The following is a 16783-nucleotide window of genomic DNA, read 5'->3' as shown; positions in this document are numbered from 1 at the left end:
GTTGCTCCTCCCGGCGCTGCGGCCTAGCTTCGCCGCGACAGACGGGAGACACCACCGATGGGCTATACCACCTCCGCCGCCATCATGCTCGCCGCGGGCATCGGCATTCCGATCCTCGCCGCGCTGAACGCCAGCCTCGGGCGGCACCTCGGCTCGCCCGCCTCCGCGGCGGTGGTGCTCTTCATCGTGGCCTTCGCCGCCGCCTTGGCGACCGCCCTCGTCACCGGCCCGGCCCCGCTTGCGCGCTTTGCCACCGCCCCGCGCGAGGGGTTTCTGGCAGGGCTCTTCGTGGCCTTCTACGTGCTCTCCATCACCTGGGTCGCGCCGCAGTTCGGGGTCGGCAACGCGGTGATCTTCGTGCTCCTGGGGCAGATGATCTCCTTCGCCGTGATCGACCATTTCGGTCTCTTCGGCGCGGCGCAGCACAGCCTCAGCCTCCTGAGGGCAAGCGGGATCGGGCTGATGGCGCTTGGCGTGGTGCTTACGCTGAAAGGCTAGGCTCGGGCTCCACGCCCACCACCGCATCGGCGGGCAGCTCGGCGACGCCGGGCAGAAAGGCCTCCTGACCCGCCATGCGCACAAGCATGCCGTCTTCGGTAGCTTCCAGCTCGGGTTCGGCCTCCGATGCGCCGGGGGCCTCGACCACCAGCACATCCTCCTCGGTGTCGAAGCCCGCAATCTCCTCGGGGGCCTCCTCCACGTCGGGGTCGGCCTCGGCCATCTCCTCCGGCGCGGGCTCCGGCGCGGCCACGGCAGCGGCGCTCTCCACGGTCTCGTTGAAGCGCGCCGCCTCGGCCTCGGGCTCGGCGTCTTCCCCGGCCTCCTCCTCGGCCGGCTCCTCCTCGGGGGCAGGCTCCTCTGCCTCCTCGGAGGCCGCCAGCATCACGGCAATCCCGTCGTCCCCGGCGCCGCGCGCAGCGGCGGCCTGCAGCGCGGCATCGCCACCGCTGGCCTCGCTCACCTCCTGGTCGTCGTCCTCGTCGTCGCGGCTGGCCGCGTCGCCAAGGAACCCCAGCAGAAGCATGAACGGCATAGAGAGTATGAGAGCCCAATCCATGCCGGGACCTTAACCCGGCTTTGCGGCGAAAGTGGCGCAGACAGGTAAGATTGGCGCGAAACAGCCGGTTTCCGTTCCGGAAACAGCGGTTTACACCAGCAGCCCGTTGTCCAGCCGCACCGTCCGATCCATCCGGGCGGCGAGGTCGAGGTTGTGGGTTGCGATCAGCGCGGCAAGGCCGGTCTCGCGGACAAGCGCCATCAACGCCTGGAACACGGTGTCCGACGTGCCCGGATCGAGGTTGCCGGTCGGCTCATCGGCCAGAAGCAGTGCCGGCCCGTTGGCCAGCGCCCGGCAGAAGGCCACCCGCTGCTGCTCGCCGCCCGAAAGTTCCGCCGGGCGGTGGCTGGCCCGGTTGTCCAGCCCCACCGACGCCAGAAGGTCCATCGCCCGCGCCTCCGCCGCCCCGCGCTCCACCGCGTTGGCGAGCTGCGGCAGCACGATGTTCTCCAGCGCGGTGAACTCGGGCAGAAGATGGTGAAACTGGTAGACAAAGCCCACCTGTGCCCGCCGCGCCTCGGTGCGCCGGCCATCCCCGAGCGATCCCATATCCTCTCCCAGCAGCCGGACGGTCCCGGCGGTGGGGGTGTCGAGCAGCCCGGCGATGTGCAGCAGCGTCGACTTGCCGGAGCCCGAGGGCGCCACCAGCGCCACCACCTCGCCGGCGGCCACGGTCAGCCCCGCCCCGCGCAGAACCTTGATCTCGTTCGGCTTTCCGGCGTTGTAGGTCTTCTCGATCCCGTCGAGCCCCAGAACCTCACTCATAGCGCAGCGCCTCCACCGGATCGAGCCGGGCGGCCCGGCGTGCGGGGATGATCGTGGCCCCCCAGGAGAGCGCCAGCGCGAGCGCCACGGCAAAGGCCACGTCGCCCGCCTGCAACTCGGAGGGCACCCGGTAGATGCCCCGGATCGAGGCGTCCCACACCTCCTGCCCGGAGATCCAGTTGATGAAGCCCACCACGTTGTTGACGTTCAGCGCGAAGAGGCAGCCCAGCACCGTGCCCAGCGCCGTCGCCACCGTGCCCACCAGCGCCCCGCACAAGAAGAACACCCGCAGGATCGCCCCCCGCGTCAGCCCCATGGTGCGCAGGATGCCGATGTCGCGGCCCTTGTTCTTCACCAGCATGATGAGGCCCGAGATGATGTTGAGCGCCGCGATCAGCACCAGGATCGACATGATGATGATCATCATGATGTCCTCGATCACCAGCGCCCGCAAAAAATTGCCCCAGGCGTCCTTCCAGCTCCACAGCAGCGCCTTGTCTCCCGCCGCCCGCAGCAGCGGCTCGTCCCATTGCTCGATGTTCTCGGGGTCGTCGACCATCACCTCGATCTCGCTCGCGGCGCCATCGAAGTTGAAGAAGGCCTGCGCCTCGGCAAAGGGCAGGTAGACCCGCGTGCGGTCGATGTCCCACCGCCCGGCCTGAAAGATGTAGACCACCTCGTAGGCATTGACCCGCGGGGTCACGCCCATCGGCGAGCGGGTGCCGGTGGGGTTGATGATGCGCACCCGGTCGCCCACCACCGCGCCAAGCTCCTGCGCCACGCCCCAGCCGATGGCGATGCCCTCTTCGAAGCGCCCGATATCGCCCTCGCTCTGCTCCGGCGCGGCGATGCGCGGCAGTTGCATCAGGTCATCGGCGCGGATCCCGTATACCTCGACGCCCGCGTTGGCCGCCCGCAGGTTGGCCAGCACCTGCCCCTTCACCAGCGGCGCGGCCGACAGGACCCCCGGCACCCTGACCAGCCTGTCGACCCAGTCGTCGTAATCCACGATCTGGCGCGAGGTGGCGCCGTTCTCGTCGACGTAGACGGAGGAGCGCACCGAGGTATGGGCATTGGCCCCGATGATCGTATCCACGAAATCGGTCCGGAAGCCCGAGCGCACCGCCATCACCACGATCAGCGCAAAGACCGACAGGGTGATGCCGCCCAGCGCGATCCAGCTGAGAATGCTCACGCCCCCCTCGGACCGCTGCGAGCGCAGGTAGCGCCATGCGATCATCCACTCGTACTTCGAGAACGGGGCCGTCTTGCCTGCTTTATTGGCCACGTCTGGGCCTCCTGCTCGGTTTGCGGCGCAAAATGCTGCGCGGGCGAGCGGGGGTCAAGCGCTAACGGTCGCCCGGATCGGGCATCCTCGCCCATTCGTGAAAGGCCTCGGCCCGCAGGTCCACGCAGCCCCCGCGCTCCGCTTCGGTTTCGGGAATGACCGGGTGGGTGAACTCCGGGTTCTGGCTGGTGTTCACCTGGTGGTAGCGATGCGCCAGCGCCGCCACGCAACGCGAGAGCACCGACCAGAGGTCCTCTTCCGGCCGCGCCAGCACCGCCAGCCGGGCCTCCCAGCGCGGGGTGTGGGCGAGCTTCGCCTGGTAGCCGAGCCACTGGTGCAGATACCGCGCCACCGCCGCATCCTCGCCCTCGGGCCGATTGGCCTCGACCCAGCGCAGCAGCCAACCCTTCAGCCGCCCGATGTCGCCATCGCAGGGCCGTGTGGCAGGGGTGGTGGCCCAGGTCTCGAAGCAGGTCACCAGCGGCGTGCCGTTCCGCAGGACCGGCAGTGCCGGAAAGCCCGGCTCCGGCCCGTCCGGGATCACCGGCGCGCCCAGCACCGGGCTGAACTTGTCGACCACCTCGCGCCGCCGCCGCTCCAGCCTTTCGCAGACCGAGGCAAGGGCCTCGTAACGGTCGGTGACCGGCCCGGTCAGCGGCAGCATCAGCCTGGTCCAGTCCTTCTGCACTCGCTGCCCGCCCAGCGCAGCCATGAAGCCCGCCAACTCGGAGATTGCCGCCCAGCGCCGCCGGTCCTCGCCCGCCCAGCCCTCCAGCCAGACCTTCAGCGCCGCCAGCGTGCCGTCGCCCGGCCGGTCCAGCTTGCCGGAGGCGAAGGCTTCGATCAGCTCCGCCAGCGCCCGCTCCGGCCCCGGGGCAAAGGGATCGGCGCCGGGCGGCATCGGGTTGGGTTTCCGCTCCGCCCTCGGCCGCGCCGAAGGCCCGTGCTTGCCCTTCTCCACCAGCCGCGCCCGCGCCGCCTTGCCGTCCTCGAAGTCCTCGAACAGCTCGAAGAACAGCGCCAACGCCTCGCGGTCGCCGCCCGCGATCTCGACCAGCGCCACCGGCCATGGCGTCAGCCCGGCTTCCGGGTATCTCTCCCGCAAGAACCGCGTGAAGTTGTTAAAAAACGCCGCGTCCGCGCCGCGCGGCCCGCCATGCAGCCTCTGACTGTTCCAGCCGTCGAGCCAGGCCGCGATCTCGCGCAGCCCGCCCGCCCGGTGCTTCAGCAGCGCGAGGTTCTCGGCGAGGCCCTCGGGCGGGATCACGCCGCCGCCCTCAGAGGTGCCCCTCGTAGAGCGCCGCCAGCTTTGCCGCCGCCGCCTCGGGAGAGAGCTCCTCGCTCTCGCCGGTGCGCCGCGAGGTCAGCTCGACCACGCCATTGGCTAGGCCCCGCGGCCCCACGGTAATCCGCCACGGCAGGCCGATCAGGTCCTGGGTGGCAAACTTGGCGCCGGCCCGCTCGTCGGTGTCGTCCAGCAGCGGATCGAGGCCCAGCGTCTTCAGCGTGCCATAGAGTGCCTCGGAGGTCTGGTCGCAGGCCGCGTCGCCCACCCGCATGTTCACGATGCCCACGTGGAAGGGCGTCACCCCCTCGGGCCAGATGATGCCCTTGTCGTCGTGGCTGGCCTCGATGATCGCGCCCACGAGGCGGCTCACGCCGATCCCGTGGCTGCCCATGTGCACCGGCACCTTCTGCCCGTCCGGCCCCTGCACCATGGCGCCCATCGGGTCGGAATACTTGGTCCCGAAGTAAAAGATTTGCCCCACCTCGATCCCCTTGCCCTGCCGGCGCCGCTCCTCGGGGATCTCGCCGTAGAGCGCCTCGTCATGGGTCTCGTCGGTGCGGGCATAGAGGCTGGTGAACTCCTCGCAGACCCCCTTCACCGCCGCGTGGTCGGCATAGTCGATCTCGCGGTTGCCCAGCTTCAGCTCGGTGACGCCCGCATCGTAGAACACGTCGCTCTCGCCGGTGGGGGCCAGCACCAGGAACTCGTGGGTGTCGTCGCCGCCGATCGGCCCGCTGTCGGCCCGCATCGGGATCGCCGTCAGCCCCATCCGCTCGTAGGTGCGCAGGTAGCTCACCATGTGGCGGTTGTAGGCGTGCAGCGCGTCCTCCTTGGTGAGGTCGAAGTTGTAGCCGTCCTTCATGTAGAACTCGCGGCCCCGCATCACGCCGAAGCGCGGGCGGATCTCGTCGCGGAACTTCCACTGGATGTGGTAGAGCGTCAGCGGCAGGCTCTTGTAGCTGGCCACATGGGCGCGGAAGATGTCGGTGATCATCTCCTCGTTGGTGGGCCCGTAGAGCATGTCGCGCTCGTGCCGGTCCTGTATGCGCAGCATCTCCGCGCCGTAATCGTCGTAGCGCCCGCTTTCGCGCCACAGGTCGGCAGGCTGGAGCGTGGGCATCAGCAGGGGGATGTGCCCGGCGCGCTCCTGCTCCTCGTGCACGATCTGCTCGATCCGCTTCAGCACCTTGTAGCCCAATGGAAGCCACGAGTAGATCCCGGCGGCCTGCTGGCGGATCATGCCCGCGCGCAGCATGTAGCGGTGCGAGGCGATCTGCGCGTCGGCGGGGGTTTCCTTGAGAACGGGCAGGAAGTAGCGGCTGAGGCGCATGGGGCGGTCCTTTGGGGCAGTCGTGCGTTGCCCCGAGGCTCTAGCCCATCGTGGGCGGGCTCACAAGATTTCGGGCGGCGTCGGCCGCGTTGCCGCCATGGGCTCGCGCCGCGCGCCCTGCGGGCTCGGCTCGTCCGCGCCGCGCCCGACAGGCTCTTGGCGGACCGGCGGCACCGACTCGCGCTCTGGCAGAGGGCGCGGGGCAAGCAGGGCGGAGAGCTTCAGATATTGGGTCATCGGGCGAAATACCTCTGTGCAGGCATGGGAGAGAATGCGTTTTGCACCTGCAGCAAACAAGGCGAGCCCGGGCTGAATCACGCCTTATTCACAGGGGACTCCCGCGCTGCACTCAAAAACGACGGCCGTTAAGAAGGCAGAAACCGAACTGCCCTAGAAGGAGGCATCGCAACTCTTCCGGTGCCCGCACTTGCCTGGCAAATTCGTCCTTCCTTTCGCCTTTCTGGCCAGCTTGGTGACCACGCCGCTGGCGCTGGCACTGTCCGCGCCGCCGGGCGACGGGCCGGTGCTTGTGATCCTCTCCCCCTGGGCCGAGGCCGACCGCCTGCTCGCCGCGTCGGGCGGGCGCCCGCTGGGGCCCCGGCGCGCGCCTTTCGCCATCCTCGCCAGCTTTCCGACCCCCGCCGCCGCCGCCGCCGCCCGCGATCACGGCGCTTGGGCGGTGTTCGGCGGCGCGGCGCTCGCCACCCTCTGCGGAGTATCCCATGCCTGACCCCAAGCCGCTCCTGCTCACCGCCCGGCACGCGATCGACCCCACCATCGACCACGCGCTGGAGGCCGCGCGCGCAAGCGCCACGCAGCTGCTCGCCCGGCTGGTGCCGGCCATCTGGCTGCTGGCGCTCGCGGCGGTATGGATGATGGGCGGCAACGCCGTCGTGCTGGGCATCGCCGGTGGCGGGTTTGCCGTCCTGGGGCTCCTTGCGCCCCGTTTCACGCCCCGCGTCGCCCGGGTCGTCGTGGCGCAGTCGCTCACCGGGCTGGCCATCGCGCTCAACGCCGCGCTCGCCGGCCACCCGATGCAGACCGACAGTCACATGGCCTATTTCGCGGTTCTCGCCATGCTGGTGGCGCTGGCCGACATCGTGCCGCTGCTGGTGGCCGCCAGCACCATCGCGCTGCACCACCTGGTCCTAACGTTCGCCCTTCCCGCGCTGGTCTACCCGTCGAGCGATCTGGTCTTCAACATCGGCCGCACGGTCTTTCATGCGATCATCGTCGTGGCCGAAACCACGGTGCTGACCCTCAGCATCCTCAATCGCATCACCCTCTCCCGCGAGGCCTCCGACAAGGCCAACGAGAGCCTCGTCGCCACCGCGCGGGCCGAGGAAAGCGGCGCCCGCGCCCGCGAGGAGGCCCGCCGCGCGACAGCGGCGCAGAAACAGGCCGAAGACCAGTCGAAGGCCGCGGCGCAGGCCCGTGCCGAGGCCGAGCGGGCGCTGGCCGAGGTCGAGCGCCGCGCCGCCGCCGCCGCCGAGGCCGAGGCGCGCGAGGCCGCCGCCGCCGCCGCACGCACCGAGGCCCTCGCCCGGCTGCTCGAGGTCTTCCGCGACAAGCTCGCCCAGCTGGCCGAGGGCGACCTCGCTGTGCGCGTCACCGAGGATCTCGGCGCGGATTTCGCCGACCTCGCCCGCCATTTCAACGGCGCGGGCGAGCGGCTCTGCGGCGCGATGAACGCGGTGATCCTCCAGGCCGCCTCGATCAACGAGCAGTCCCGCGAGCTCTCTGCCTCCGCAACCGATCTCTCGACCCGCACCGAGAGGCAGGCCGCCACCCTGGCCCAGATCGCCGCCACCCTGAAGGAGCTGACCCGCACCATCGAGCTGGTGGCCAGCGAATCGCGCGATGCCCGCAAGCAGGCCGAGGCCACCTCGACCGAGGCCGCCGACGGAACCGGCATCATGGCCGAGGCCGTGGAGGCGATGAACCGGATCGAGGGCAGCTCGCGGGAGATCTTCAAGATCACCAGCGTGATCGACGACATTGCCTTCCAGACCAATCTCCTCGCCCTCAACGCCGGGGTCGAGGCCGCGCGCGCGGGCGAGGCCGGTCGCGGCTTCGCCGTGGTGGCCTCCGAGGTCCGGGCCCTGGCGCAGCGCAGCTCCGGTGCCGCGCGCGAGATCAACGGGCTGATCTCCAACTCGGTGAGCGAGATCTCCACCGGCGCCGCCCTGGTCAAGAACACCGGCACCGCGCTCGAGGGCATCCAGGCCTCGGTGACCGGCATCGTCGAACGGCTCCGGTCCATCGCCGCGGCCACCTCCGACCAGTCGCGCGGCCTCAGCGAGGTCAACGAGGCCATCTCCGACCTCGAGCGCGTGACCCAGCAGAATGCCGGCATGTTCGAGGAGACAACCGCCGCCAATGCCGTGCTTGCCGGCAGCGCCGACGAGCTGAACGCGCTGATGAAGGGCTTCACCCTCCCCGATATCGACCCGGCGGCCGCCGACGCGCCGGCGGTCCTGCCCCGCCTGCGCGCCGCCTCCTGACGCGACCGGCCGCCCGGGGCGGCGCGGCGGTCCCGCGTGCCGGACGAGCCGAACGAGCCGCGCGCCGCACCCCGGGCGGCCCCTCGATGCGCCGAACAGCCCGCGCCGCGCCGCCGCCGGCCTCGCCTCCCGCGGCCCGCCGCAGCCTCGCGCCCTTGCACCCCGGCCTCTGCCGGGCAATATGGGGCCGCAGGAAACACAGGGGCAAAATGGCACTTCCCGTCCGAGACCAGGCCAAGTACTGGACCGTCGCCGCCGTGGCGTTCTTCGTCGTGCTCTACCTGCTGGGCGACGTGATCCTGCCCTTTGTGCTCGGCGGCGCCGTCGCCTACTGCCTCGATCCCGTCGCCGACCGGCTCGAGCGGATGGGCCTCCACCGCATTGCCGCCGTCATCCTGATCTCGCTGGTGGCCCTGCTGATCTTCATCCTCGGCGCCCTGCTCATCGTGCCCACCCTGGTCGAGCAGACCGTGGCGCTGTTCAAGGCCGCGCCGCAGATCTTCTCCGACCTGCGCAACTTCCTCACCACCCGCTTCCCCGACCTGATGGACGGCGAGAGCACCGTCTCCAGGTCGCTCTCCACCCTGGGCGAGACCATCCAGTCGCGCGGCGGCGAGCTGGTCAGCTCCCTGGTCAGCTCGGTCTCGGGCATCGTCAACGTGCTGGTGCTGCTGGTGCTGGTGCCCATCGTCACCTTCTACCTGCTGCTCGACTGGGACCGCATGGTGGCCCGGGTCGACGATCTGCTGCCCCGCGACCATGCCCCCACCATCCGCCACCTTGCCAGCGAGATCGACAAGACGCTCGCGGCCTTCATCCGCGGCCAGGGCACCGTCTGCCTGATCCTCGGCATCTTCTACGCCGTGGGGCTGATGAGCGTGGGCCTCAACTTCGGCCTCGTGGTGGGGGCCGTGGCGGGCGCCCTCACCTTCATCCCCTACGTCGGGGCACTGGTCGGCGGGGCGCTGGCCATCGGCCTCGCCTTCTTCCAGTTCTGGGGCGAGTGGTGGTGGATCGGCGCCGTGGCGGTGATCTTCTTTGTCGGCCAGTTCCTCGAGGGCAACGTGCTCACGCCCAACCTGGTCGGCCAATCGGTCGGGCTGCACCCGGTCTGGCTGATCTTCGCGCTCTCGGCCTTCGGGGCGCTCTTCGGCTTCACCGGCATGCTGGTCGCCGTGCCCGTGGCCGCGGCCATGGGCGTCATCGCCCGCTGGGCCATCGGGCAATACAAGGACGGCAGGCTCTACCGCGGCACCGCCGAAGCCCCGCCCGCCACCGTCGCCGTCAGCCACGCCGACACCCCAGCAAACGATCCCGACCCGAAGTAGACCCATGCCCAGGCAAATCCCCATCGACCTCCCGGTGATCGAAGCCACCGGGCGCGATGCCTTCTTCGTGTCGTCGGCCAATGCCGAGGCCGTGGCGCTGGTCGACGACAGCACCAACTGGCCCGGCGGGCGGCTGCTGCTGACCGGCCCCGAGGGCGCGGGCAAGAGCCACCTCGCCGCGATCTGGGCCGCCGATACCGGCGCCACCGCGCTCGGCGCCGCCGCCCTTTCCGGCCTCGCGCCGCCCGCGCCCGGCGCCGCGCTGCTGGTCGAGGACGTGCACGCGCTCATGGGCAGCCGCGCGCGCGAGGAGCCGCTCTTCCACCTGCTGAACCGCGCCACCGAGGCCGGCGCCCGCCTGCTGCTGACCGCCCGCGAGCCGCTGCCTGCCCCCGCCCTGCCCGACCTCGCCACGCGGCTCTCCGCCACGCCCCGCGCCCGGCTCGGCGAGCCCGATGACGCGCTGCTGACCGCCCTCCTCGTCAAGCTGTTCGACGACCGCCAGCTCGCGCCCACGCCCAAGCTGCTGGCCTACCTGCTCACCCACATGGAGCGCTCCGCCGCCGCCGCCCGCGCCACCGTGGCCGCGCTCGACCGGCACCAGCTGGCCACCGGGCACAAACTGTCTCGCAAGCTCGCCCGCGAGGTCTTGGACAGCAAAGACATTTCAGGCACATAGGAGGGTGAAAAGCGTCATATGAACGTGACCTTGCCCGCCTAAACCCCTGCCATGACCCAATCCGACTTTCTCACCGCCCCCTACCCCGAACCGACCGTCCTCGAGGACGTCGACATCACCGGGCCGACCCGCTTCTACAATCGCGAGCTGTCGTGGCTCGCGTTCAACTGGCGGGTGCTTGAGGAGGCCGAGAATCCCAAGGTCCCCCTGCTCGAGCGCGTCCGCTTCGTCTCGATCTCGGCCACCAACCTCGACGAGTTCTACACCGTGCGCGTCGCGGGCCTGCGCGAGCTGGCGAATGCCGGCAACACCACGCCCTCCGACGATGGCCTCAGCCCCGCCGAACAGCTGGTGCTGATCAACGCCGACGCCCGCAAGCTCATGGCGCAGCAGCAAAAGACATGGCGCGCCCTGCGCGAGGAGATGGAGGCGCACAACATCGCGCTGCTCGACGCCAAGAGCCTCAGCAAGGCCGACCACGCCTTTCTGGCCGATTACTTCCTGGCCCAGGTCTTCCCGGTGCTCTCGCCGCTGGCGATCGACCCGGCGCATCCGTTTCCCTTCATCGCCAACACCGGCTTCTGCCTCGCGCTCCAGCTCGAAAGCGAGCACTCGGGCCGCAAGCTCGATGCCATCCTGCCGATCCCGCAGCAGGTCGACCGCTTCATCGCCCTGCCCGCCGCGGAGGGCCACAACCGCTTTCTGCCGCTCGAGGTGCTGCTGCGCCTGCACATCGGCTCGCTCTTTCCGGGCTACCGCGAGAAGGGCTCCTGCACCTTCCGCGTGCTGCGCGACAGCGACCTGGAGCTGGAGGAAGAGGCCGAGGACCTCGTGCGCGAGTTCGAAACCGCGCTCAAGCGCCGCCGCCGCGGCGAGGTGGTGCGCCTCAACATCTCCGCCGGTGCGCCCAAGCCGCTCCAGGCGCTCATCATGCGCGAGCTCGAGGTCCGCGAGGACGACGTGATCGAGACCGACGGCATCCTCGGCGTCGCCGACCTCAAGGAGCTGGTGATCGACAGCCGGCCCGATCTGCTCTGGCCCTCCTTCACCCCGCGCATCCCCGAGCGCGTGCTCGACCACGACCGCGACATGTTCGCCGCGATCCGGCAGAAGGACATGCTGCTCCACCACCCCTACGAGACCTTCGACATGGTGGTGCGCTTTCTCCAGCAGGCCGCCCGCGACCCCGACGTGGTGGCGATCAAGCAAACCCTCTACCGGACCTCGCGCAACTCTCCCATCGTGGAGGCGCTCTGCGAGGCGGCGGAGGATGGCAAATCGGTCACCGCGCTGGTCGAGCTGAAGGCCCGCTTCGACGAGGCCGCCAACATCCGCCAGTCCCGGCGGCTGGAGCGCGCGGGCGCGCATGTGGTCTATGGCTTCATGCACTACAAGACCCACGCCAAGATCAGCACCGTGGTCCGCCGCGAGGGCAAGGAGCTGGTCACCTACACCCATTTCGGCACCGGCAACTACCACCCGATCACCGCCCGCATCTATACCGACCTCAGCTTCTTCACCTGCGACAAGGCGCTGGGGCGCGACGCGGGCAAGGTGTTCAACTATCTCTCCGGCTACGCCCAGCCCGGTGCGCTGGAGAACCTGGCGATTTCGCCGATCTCGCTCAAGCCCCGCCTGCTCGAGATGATCGCCGCCGAGGCCGAGCACGCCAGGGCCGGCAAGCCCGCCGAGATCTGGGCCAAGATGAACTCGCTGATCGACAGCGACGTGATCGACGCGCTCTATGCCGCCTCCCAGGCCGGCGTTAAGATCTCCCTCGTGATCCGCGGCATTTGCGGCGTGCGCCCCGGCATCCAGGGGCTGTCCGAGAACATCCGGGTCAAATCCATCGTCGGGCGCTACCTCGAGCACTCCCGCATCGTCTGCTTCGGCAACGGCCAGGGGCTGCCGTCCAAGAAGGCGCGGGTCTACATCTCCTCCGCCGACTGGATGGGCCGCAACCTCGTGGGCCGGGTGGAAACGCTGGTCGAATGCACCAACCCGACGGTGAAGGCGCAGATCGTCGAGCAGGTGATGGCCGCCAACATGGCCGACACCGCCCAGAGCTGGGTGATGAACCCCGATGGCAGCTTCACCCGCCCGCCGCTTGCCGAAGGGGTCGAGCCGTTCAACTGCCACCGCTTCTTCATGGAGAACCCCTCGCTCTCGGGCCGCGGATCGGCGGGGGCCGGCGACGTTCCCGAGCTGACCCACGCCAAAGATTGACCTTTGGCGCCCGTGCCCTCTATCACAAGAACGCGATAACCGCCCGGAGAGCACATATGGACGGATCAGGCGAACAGCAGCGGAGCTGGGGCCCTTTCGGTCGCCCGATCTTCGACCACCCGGATGCACAGGCGCTCTCCCGCGTGGGCGTGATCGACATCGGCTCCAACTCCGTCCGCATGGTCATATTCGACGGCGCGGCCCGGTCCCCGGCCTATTTCTTCAACGAAAAGGTGATGTGCGGCCTCGGCGCGGGCATGGGCGAGACCGGCCGCCTCAACCCCGAGGGCAGGGTGCGCGCGCTGGCCGCCATCCGCCGCTTTCACGCGCTGGCCGAGGGCATGGGCATCCCGCCGCTCACAGCCACCGCCACCGCCGCGGTGCGCAACGCCGATGACGGCGCCGATTTCTGCGCGGCCATCGAGGCGGCGACCGGCCTCCAGGTCTATGTCGTGGACGGCGAGGAGGAGGCCCGGCTCTCCGCCCAGGGCGTGCTGGTCGGCTGGCCCGGCGCCACAGGGCTCTCCTGCGATATCGGCGGCTCCTCGATGGAGCTTGCGCTGCTCGAGGATGGCGGCGTGGGCGTGCGTGCCTCCACCTCGCTCGGCCCGCTCCGGCTCAAGACCATCAAGGGCGGCCGCAAGGCCCGCCGCGCCGAGATCGACCGCGTGCTCGACCGGCTCGCCGGCAAGATCCCCCAGCACAAGCGGCTCTATCTGGTGGGCGGCTCCTGGCGCGCCATCGCCCGGATCGACATCCTGCGCCGCGGCTACCCGCTCCACGTGCTGCACGACTACCACGCCACGCCAGCCCAGTTGCGCACCACGCTGAACTGGCTGCGCGGCCGCGACCTCGAGCAGGTCCGCGCCGAGGCCGGCCTCTCCTCCGCCCGGATCGCGCTGGTGCCGGTGGCCGGCGAGGTGCTGCGGCGGCTGATGAAGAAGTTCGGCACCAAGGAAGTCTGGATCTCCGCCTACGGCATCCGCGAGGGCATGCTCTACGAGCAGATGTCCGACCTGATCCGCGCCCGCGATCCGCTGATCGAGGCCGCGCGCTACGACGAGGTGCAAAATGCCCGCGTGCCCGGCTTCGGGCTCACGCTCTACAATTTCGTCTCGCCGCTGTTCCGCTCCGCCCGGGCCGAAAAGCAGCGCCTCATCAAGGCCGCCTGCCTGCTGCACGATGTGAGCTGGCGTGCCCACCCCGACTATCGCGGCGAGGTCTGCTTCGACAACGCCACCCGCTCCAACCTCGGCGGGATCGACCACCAGGGCCGCGTCTTCGTGGGCCTCGCCCTGCTGCACCGCTACCGCAACGCAGCACCCGGCTCGCACCTCGAGCCGATGGTGGAGCTTCTCTCCGACAAGGACAGGCGGATGGCGGTGATCCTCGGCAAGGCCATGCGCTTCGGGGCCATGTTCTCGGGCAACAATCCCGAGGCCATGTGCCGGCTCGAGTATCACCCGAAAAAGAAGCAGCTCCAGCTGGTCCTCCCCCGTCCCACGGCCGACCTCTATGGCGAGGTGGCAGAGGCCCGCTTCAAGTCTCTGGCCGACGAGCTCGGCTGCGAGATGGAAGTGCGCCTTGCCGGGGTTTGAAATTCGCCACGAGCCGGTGACGGTGCCCTATTTCGACGGTGCCGAGGTTCAGCGCATGATCTTTTTCGGCCACCCCGCCGAACCCGCGCCCGACGCCGCCGCCCCGGCGCTGGCCGCCTTCGCCCGCCTCACCCCGGCCGATCGGCTGGCCGACAGCCTGCACGTCTTCAACTACTACCGCGACTTTCACCAGGATGTCGGCGGCGAGGAGTGGCTCGACGAGGAGATGGGCGTGCCCGCCACGCCCGAGGACATCTGGCAGCACGTCACCCCCGGCACCGTCTTCGTCAAACTCGACGAGCGCCACCCCGACCACGTCTACGTGGTCATGGAGGCCCAATGTGCCTGGGAGGGGGAGCACGGGCTGATGATGGTCTGGGAAGACGGCGCGCGGCTCACCAAGGTCGGCGGCTACGATGGCCACGTCACCAATGAAACAGCCTATGCCCGCCCCGACTACGAGGGAATCGTCTACAGGGCCAACGATCCGGCGCTCACGACGCGCCGGTAACAGGCCATCCGGGGCCGCCCGCCTCTACAGCTCGATCTCGCCTTCCGGGTCGATCTCGGGCGTGGTCCGGCGCGGCACCGGCGCTTCGCGCTCCATCTCCTCGGGCGCCTTGCGCCGGATCAGGATGTCGCCGTTCGCCAGCTTCTCCGGCGGGTGATACTGGTCGAACTCGCCGATCATCTCCGCCAGCTCCGCCATCCGCGGCCCCAGCGTCTCGGCCAGGTCGCGCATCACCGGCTCCATCTCCCGCGCCATGTCCTTCAACGCGGGCTCCATTTCTTCGGCAAGGCCGCGAAAGAAGAGCATCATCCCCTCTTCCACGAGGTTGAACCCCTCGCCCATGTCGCCACGAGGCCGGGGCTCGGCCTCCTGCGCATGGGCGGGAGCAAGGGCGAGCGTGCTCGCCAGGGTCAAGGCAGCAAGGTGTTTCATGGCACCAATATAGGCACGGCGCCATGACGTTTCAAAGTCAGAGCGCAAGGTCCACGCTGACAGGGAAGTGATCGGAGGCCGTGAGCAGGGCCTCCCGCAGCTCCGGCAGCGCGTAGATCGCCGGGTCGTCGAACGGGTGCCAGATCCGCCAGCCCATCGTCTTTTCCGCCAGTGCGGGCGAGAGCATCAGGTAATCGAGCAGCGCCGTCAGGTAACGCCCTTCCTCGCGGATGAAGAACCGCGCGGTGGTGTCATGGGCCTGCATCAGCCCGCCCGCCAGCGCCTGCCGCGCATGCGGGTCCACGAGCCGCATCGGCTCGGGTTGATCGGCCCCCAGCACGATCTCCAGCCCCGACCGGCCGAAGAGCGCCTCGTATTCGTCCAGCCCCGGACCGTCGTTGAAGTCGCCCGCCACCACCAGCGCCTCGCCCCGCGCCAGATGGTGCTCGACCCGGCGGCGCAGCCAGATCGACTGCGCCAGCTGCTTGCGCCGGTTGGCAATGGAGATGCGGGTGGCGTCGGCCTTGGAGCGCGCCCCATGCGGCGCCTTGCTCTTGATGTGCACCCCGATGAACCGCACCGGCTCCGCCAACCCCTTGAGCCGCAGCTCCGCCTCCAGCGGCGGCTTGGAAAAGCGCACCAGGTCCTCCCGCGCGTCGATATCGAGGTCGATCCGGAACACCCCGTCAAAGCGCGGCGCCTCCTCGCTGCCCTTCTTGCCGGTGGCCTCGCCCACGGGCCGGTGCCGCGCCTCCACCACATCGGGATCGTAGAGCAGGGCCAGCTCCTGCTGGGTGTCGTTCGCAAAGCCCACCAGCGCCCGGCGCGCCCGCAGCCCGAACAGCGCGGCAAAGCCCTCCAGCGCGGCCTCGGTGCGGCGCGGAGCCTTCCAGTCCGGCGCCTCCACGATCAGCACCGCATCGGCATCGAGCGCGGTAAAGACGATCCCCAGCGCCTCCAGCTGCTGCGCCCGCGTCACCTTCCAGCGGGCCGACCACTCGGCGTCGGCCAGCGGCGCGCCCGCCTCGTCGAAGAGCGCGTTGAACCACTCCACGTTATAGGTGGCCAGTCTCACGCCCGCTGATCTCCTCCCAGGCCCGGTTCACCGCGATCAGCCGTTTCTCCGCCATTCGCACCGCCTCCTCGGGCACGCCGCGCGCCATCATCACGTCGGGGTGGCTCTCGCGCACCTGCCGTTTCCAGGCCGCGCGCGCCTCCGCCAGGGGCGCGTCGGGCGCCACGCCCAGCACCGCCCAGGGGTCGGGCTCGGCATCGGGCACGAAACGGGCGCGCAGCGAGCGGAACTCCCGGTCATCGACCCGGAAGATCTCGGCCACCCGCGCCAGAAAATCGTCTTCCTTCGGGTGATACTCGCCGTCCGCCATCGCGATATGAAACAGCCCCTCCAGCAGGTCGTTCAGCGCGCCGTGGCCATCGTCGAACATCCGCGCGATCCGCGCCGCGTATTCCTCGAAGCCCGCCACGTCCTGCCGCGCGAGGTTGAACACCCGCGCCGCATTGGCCTCCTCCGACGGCGGGATCGAAAACACCTCGCGGAAGGCCGTCACCTCGTCCTTGGTCACCTGCCCGTCGGCCTTGGCCATCTTGGCGCCCAGCGCGATCACCGCGATGGTAAAGCCCACGGTCCGCTCCGGCGCGGTGCGCAGCTTGTCGAACACCGCCGAAAGCCCCTCGCCCGCCGCGAGAGCCGAAAGCGCGTCACCTATGCGAGACCAGATCGACATGGGCGCCACCTTACCCGCCCGCGCCGGGCGGG

Annotated in this window: 16 protein-coding genes; 8 read left to right on the top strand and 8 right to left on the bottom strand. The window is 69.7% G+C overall.

The features are described from left to right. Positions 1-57: 57 nt before the first annotated feature. A complete protein-coding gene (locus BUR94_RS03050; RefSeq protein WP_074254788.1) occupies positions 58-498 on the top strand; it encodes a DMT family transporter in 441 nt (146 codons plus the stop codon). On the opposite strand, the gene BUR94_RS20600 is transcribed toward BUR94_RS03050, so the two are convergent. The 5 genes from BUR94_RS20600 to proS all read right to left on the bottom strand — a co-directional run bounded on the left by BUR94_RS20600 (position 482) and on the right by proS (position 5728). Beyond that, positions 482-1057, bottom strand: coding sequence for a hypothetical protein (locus BUR94_RS20600; RefSeq protein WP_175570415.1), 576 nt, complete (start codon positions 1055-1057; stop codon positions 482-484). The two genes, BUR94_RS03050 and BUR94_RS20600, sit on opposite strands and share 17 nt — an antisense overlap. Before the next feature lie 90 nt (positions 1058-1147). Beyond that, the gene (locus BUR94_RS03040) at positions 1148-1822 is read right to left on the bottom strand and encodes an ABC transporter ATP-binding protein (protein ID WP_074254786.1); all 675 of its coding nucleotides are present in this window, start codon (positions 1820-1822) and stop codon (positions 1148-1150) included. Then, the gene (locus BUR94_RS03035; protein WP_074257549.1) at positions 1815-3062 is read right to left on the bottom strand and encodes an ABC transporter permease; all 1248 of its coding nucleotides are present in this window, start codon (positions 3060-3062) and stop codon (positions 1815-1817) included. Before BUR94_RS03035 ends, BUR94_RS03040 begins: the two co-directional genes overlap by 8 nt. Before the next feature lie 109 nt (positions 3063-3171). After that, positions 3172-4377, bottom strand: coding sequence for a hypothetical protein (locus BUR94_RS03030; protein ID WP_074254785.1), 1206 nt, complete (start codon positions 4375-4377; stop codon positions 3172-3174). A 10-nt stretch (positions 4378-4387) separates the two neighbouring features. Next, positions 4388-5728 (bottom strand): proline--tRNA ligase, encoded by a 1341-nt coding sequence (gene proS / locus BUR94_RS03025; RefSeq protein ID WP_074254784.1) that lies wholly within the window; start codon positions 5726-5728, stop codon positions 4388-4390. 427 nt (positions 5729-6155) lie between these two features. On the opposite strand from proS, the gene BUR94_RS03020 reads away from it, so the two are divergent. The 7 genes from BUR94_RS03020 (at position 6156) to BUR94_RS02990 (ending at position 14574) form a co-directional block, all read left to right on the top strand. Continuing rightward, entirely contained in the window at positions 6156-6458 is a 303-nt protein-coding gene (locus BUR94_RS03020; RefSeq protein WP_074254783.1) for a hypothetical protein, read from the top strand. After that, complete coding sequence (locus BUR94_RS20845) at positions 6451-8232, top strand: methyl-accepting chemotaxis protein (RefSeq protein WP_074254782.1); 1782 nt, start codon at positions 6451-6453, stop codon at positions 8230-8232. The genes BUR94_RS03020 and BUR94_RS20845 overlap by 8 nt, the downstream gene beginning before the upstream one ends. A gap of 209 nt (positions 8233-8441) precedes the next feature. Next, positions 8442-9560 (top strand): AI-2E family transporter, encoded by a 1119-nt coding sequence (locus tag BUR94_RS03010; RefSeq protein ID WP_074254781.1) that lies wholly within the window; start codon positions 8442-8444, stop codon positions 9558-9560. A gap of 4 nt (positions 9561-9564) precedes the next feature. Further along, positions 9565-10239 (top strand): P-loop NTPase family protein, encoded by a 675-nt coding sequence (locus tag BUR94_RS03005; protein WP_074254780.1) that lies wholly within the window; start codon positions 9565-9567, stop codon positions 10237-10239. Positions 10240-10290: 51 nt separating this feature from the next. Further along, positions 10291-12465 carry an RNA degradosome polyphosphate kinase gene (locus tag BUR94_RS03000; protein WP_074254779.1) on the top strand — a complete coding sequence of 725 codons (2175 nt, stop codon included), beginning with the start codon at positions 10291-10293 and terminating at the stop codon, positions 12463-12465. Positions 12466-12521: 56 nt separating this feature from the next. Next, complete coding sequence (locus BUR94_RS02995; RefSeq protein WP_074254778.1) at positions 12522-14063, top strand: Ppx/GppA family phosphatase; 1542 nt, start codon at positions 12522-12524, stop codon at positions 14061-14063. Further along, on the top strand, positions 14050-14574 hold the full coding sequence (locus BUR94_RS02990; protein WP_217694040.1) for a DUF6985 domain-containing protein: 525 nt from the start codon (positions 14050-14052) through the stop codon (positions 14572-14574). The genes BUR94_RS02995 and BUR94_RS02990 overlap by 14 nt, the downstream gene beginning before the upstream one ends. A 24-nt stretch (positions 14575-14598) precedes the next feature. On the opposite strand, the gene BUR94_RS02985 is transcribed toward BUR94_RS02990, so the two are convergent. Genes BUR94_RS02985 through BUR94_RS02975 form a run of 3 tightly spaced genes read right to left on the bottom strand, consistent with a single transcriptional unit; the run spans position 14599 to position 16751 of the window. Then, positions 14599-15006 carry a hypothetical protein gene (locus tag BUR94_RS02985; RefSeq protein WP_074254777.1) on the bottom strand — a complete coding sequence of 136 codons (408 nt, stop codon included), beginning with the start codon at positions 15004-15006 and terminating at the stop codon, positions 14599-14601. 37 nt (positions 15007-15043) lie between these two features. Further along, positions 15044-16081, bottom strand: a complete 1038-nt coding sequence (locus BUR94_RS02980) for an endonuclease/exonuclease/phosphatase family protein (RefSeq protein WP_074254776.1) — start codon at positions 16079-16081, stop codon at positions 15044-15046. After that, entirely contained in the window at positions 16062-16751 is a 690-nt protein-coding gene (locus BUR94_RS02975) for a molecular chaperone DjiA (RefSeq protein ID WP_074254775.1), read from the bottom strand. The genes BUR94_RS02980 and BUR94_RS02975 overlap by 20 nt, the downstream gene beginning before the upstream one ends. Between the last annotated feature and the right edge of the window lie 32 nt (positions 16752-16783).

It is taken from the genome of Vannielia litorea, from assembly GCF_900142295.1.
Lineage (GTDB): Bacteria > Pseudomonadota > Alphaproteobacteria > Rhodobacterales > Rhodobacteraceae > Vannielia > Vannielia litorea.
Note: the sequence above shows the minus strand (reverse complement) of the source record. Positions and strands in the feature narration are given on the sequence as shown.

Bases quoted from the DNA above. Each gene is read 5' to 3' on its own strand.
- BUR94_RS03050 (WP_074254788.1), top strand. From the start codon at position 58: ATGGGCTATACCACCTCCGCCGCCATCATGCTCGCCGCGGGCATCGGC.
- BUR94_RS20600 (WP_175570415.1), bottom strand. From the start codon at position 1,057: ATGGATTGGGCTCTCATACTCTCTATGCCGTTCATGCTTCTGCTGGGG.
- BUR94_RS03040 (WP_074254786.1), bottom strand. From the start codon at position 1,822: ATGAGTGAGGTTCTGGGGCTCGACGGGATCGAGAAGACCTACAACGCC.
- BUR94_RS03035 (WP_074257549.1), bottom strand. From the start codon at position 3,062: ATGATCGCATGGCGCTACCTGCGCTCGCAGCGGTCCGAGGGGGGCGTG.
- proS (WP_074254784.1), bottom strand. From the start codon at position 5,728: ATGCGCCTCAGCCGCTACTTCCTGCCCGTTCTCAAGGAAACCCCCGCC.
- BUR94_RS20845 (WP_074254782.1), top strand. From the start codon at position 6,451: ATGCCTGACCCCAAGCCGCTCCTGCTCACCGCCCGGCACGCGATCGAC.
- BUR94_RS03010 (WP_074254781.1), top strand. From the start codon at position 8,442: ATGGCACTTCCCGTCCGAGACCAGGCCAAGTACTGGACCGTCGCCGCC.
- BUR94_RS03005 (WP_074254780.1), top strand. From the start codon at position 9,565: ATGCCCAGGCAAATCCCCATCGACCTCCCGGTGATCGAAGCCACCGGG.
- BUR94_RS03000 (WP_074254779.1), top strand. From the start codon at position 10,291: ATGACCCAATCCGACTTTCTCACCGCCCCCTACCCCGAACCGACCGTC.
- BUR94_RS02995 (WP_074254778.1), top strand. From the start codon at position 12,522: ATGGACGGATCAGGCGAACAGCAGCGGAGCTGGGGCCCTTTCGGTCGC.
- BUR94_RS02985 (WP_074254777.1), bottom strand. From the start codon at position 15,006: ATGAAACACCTTGCTGCCTTGACCCTGGCGAGCACGCTCGCCCTTGCT.
- BUR94_RS02975 (WP_074254775.1), bottom strand. From the start codon at position 16,751: ATGTCGATCTGGTCTCGCATAGGTGACGCGCTTTCGGCTCTCGCGGCG.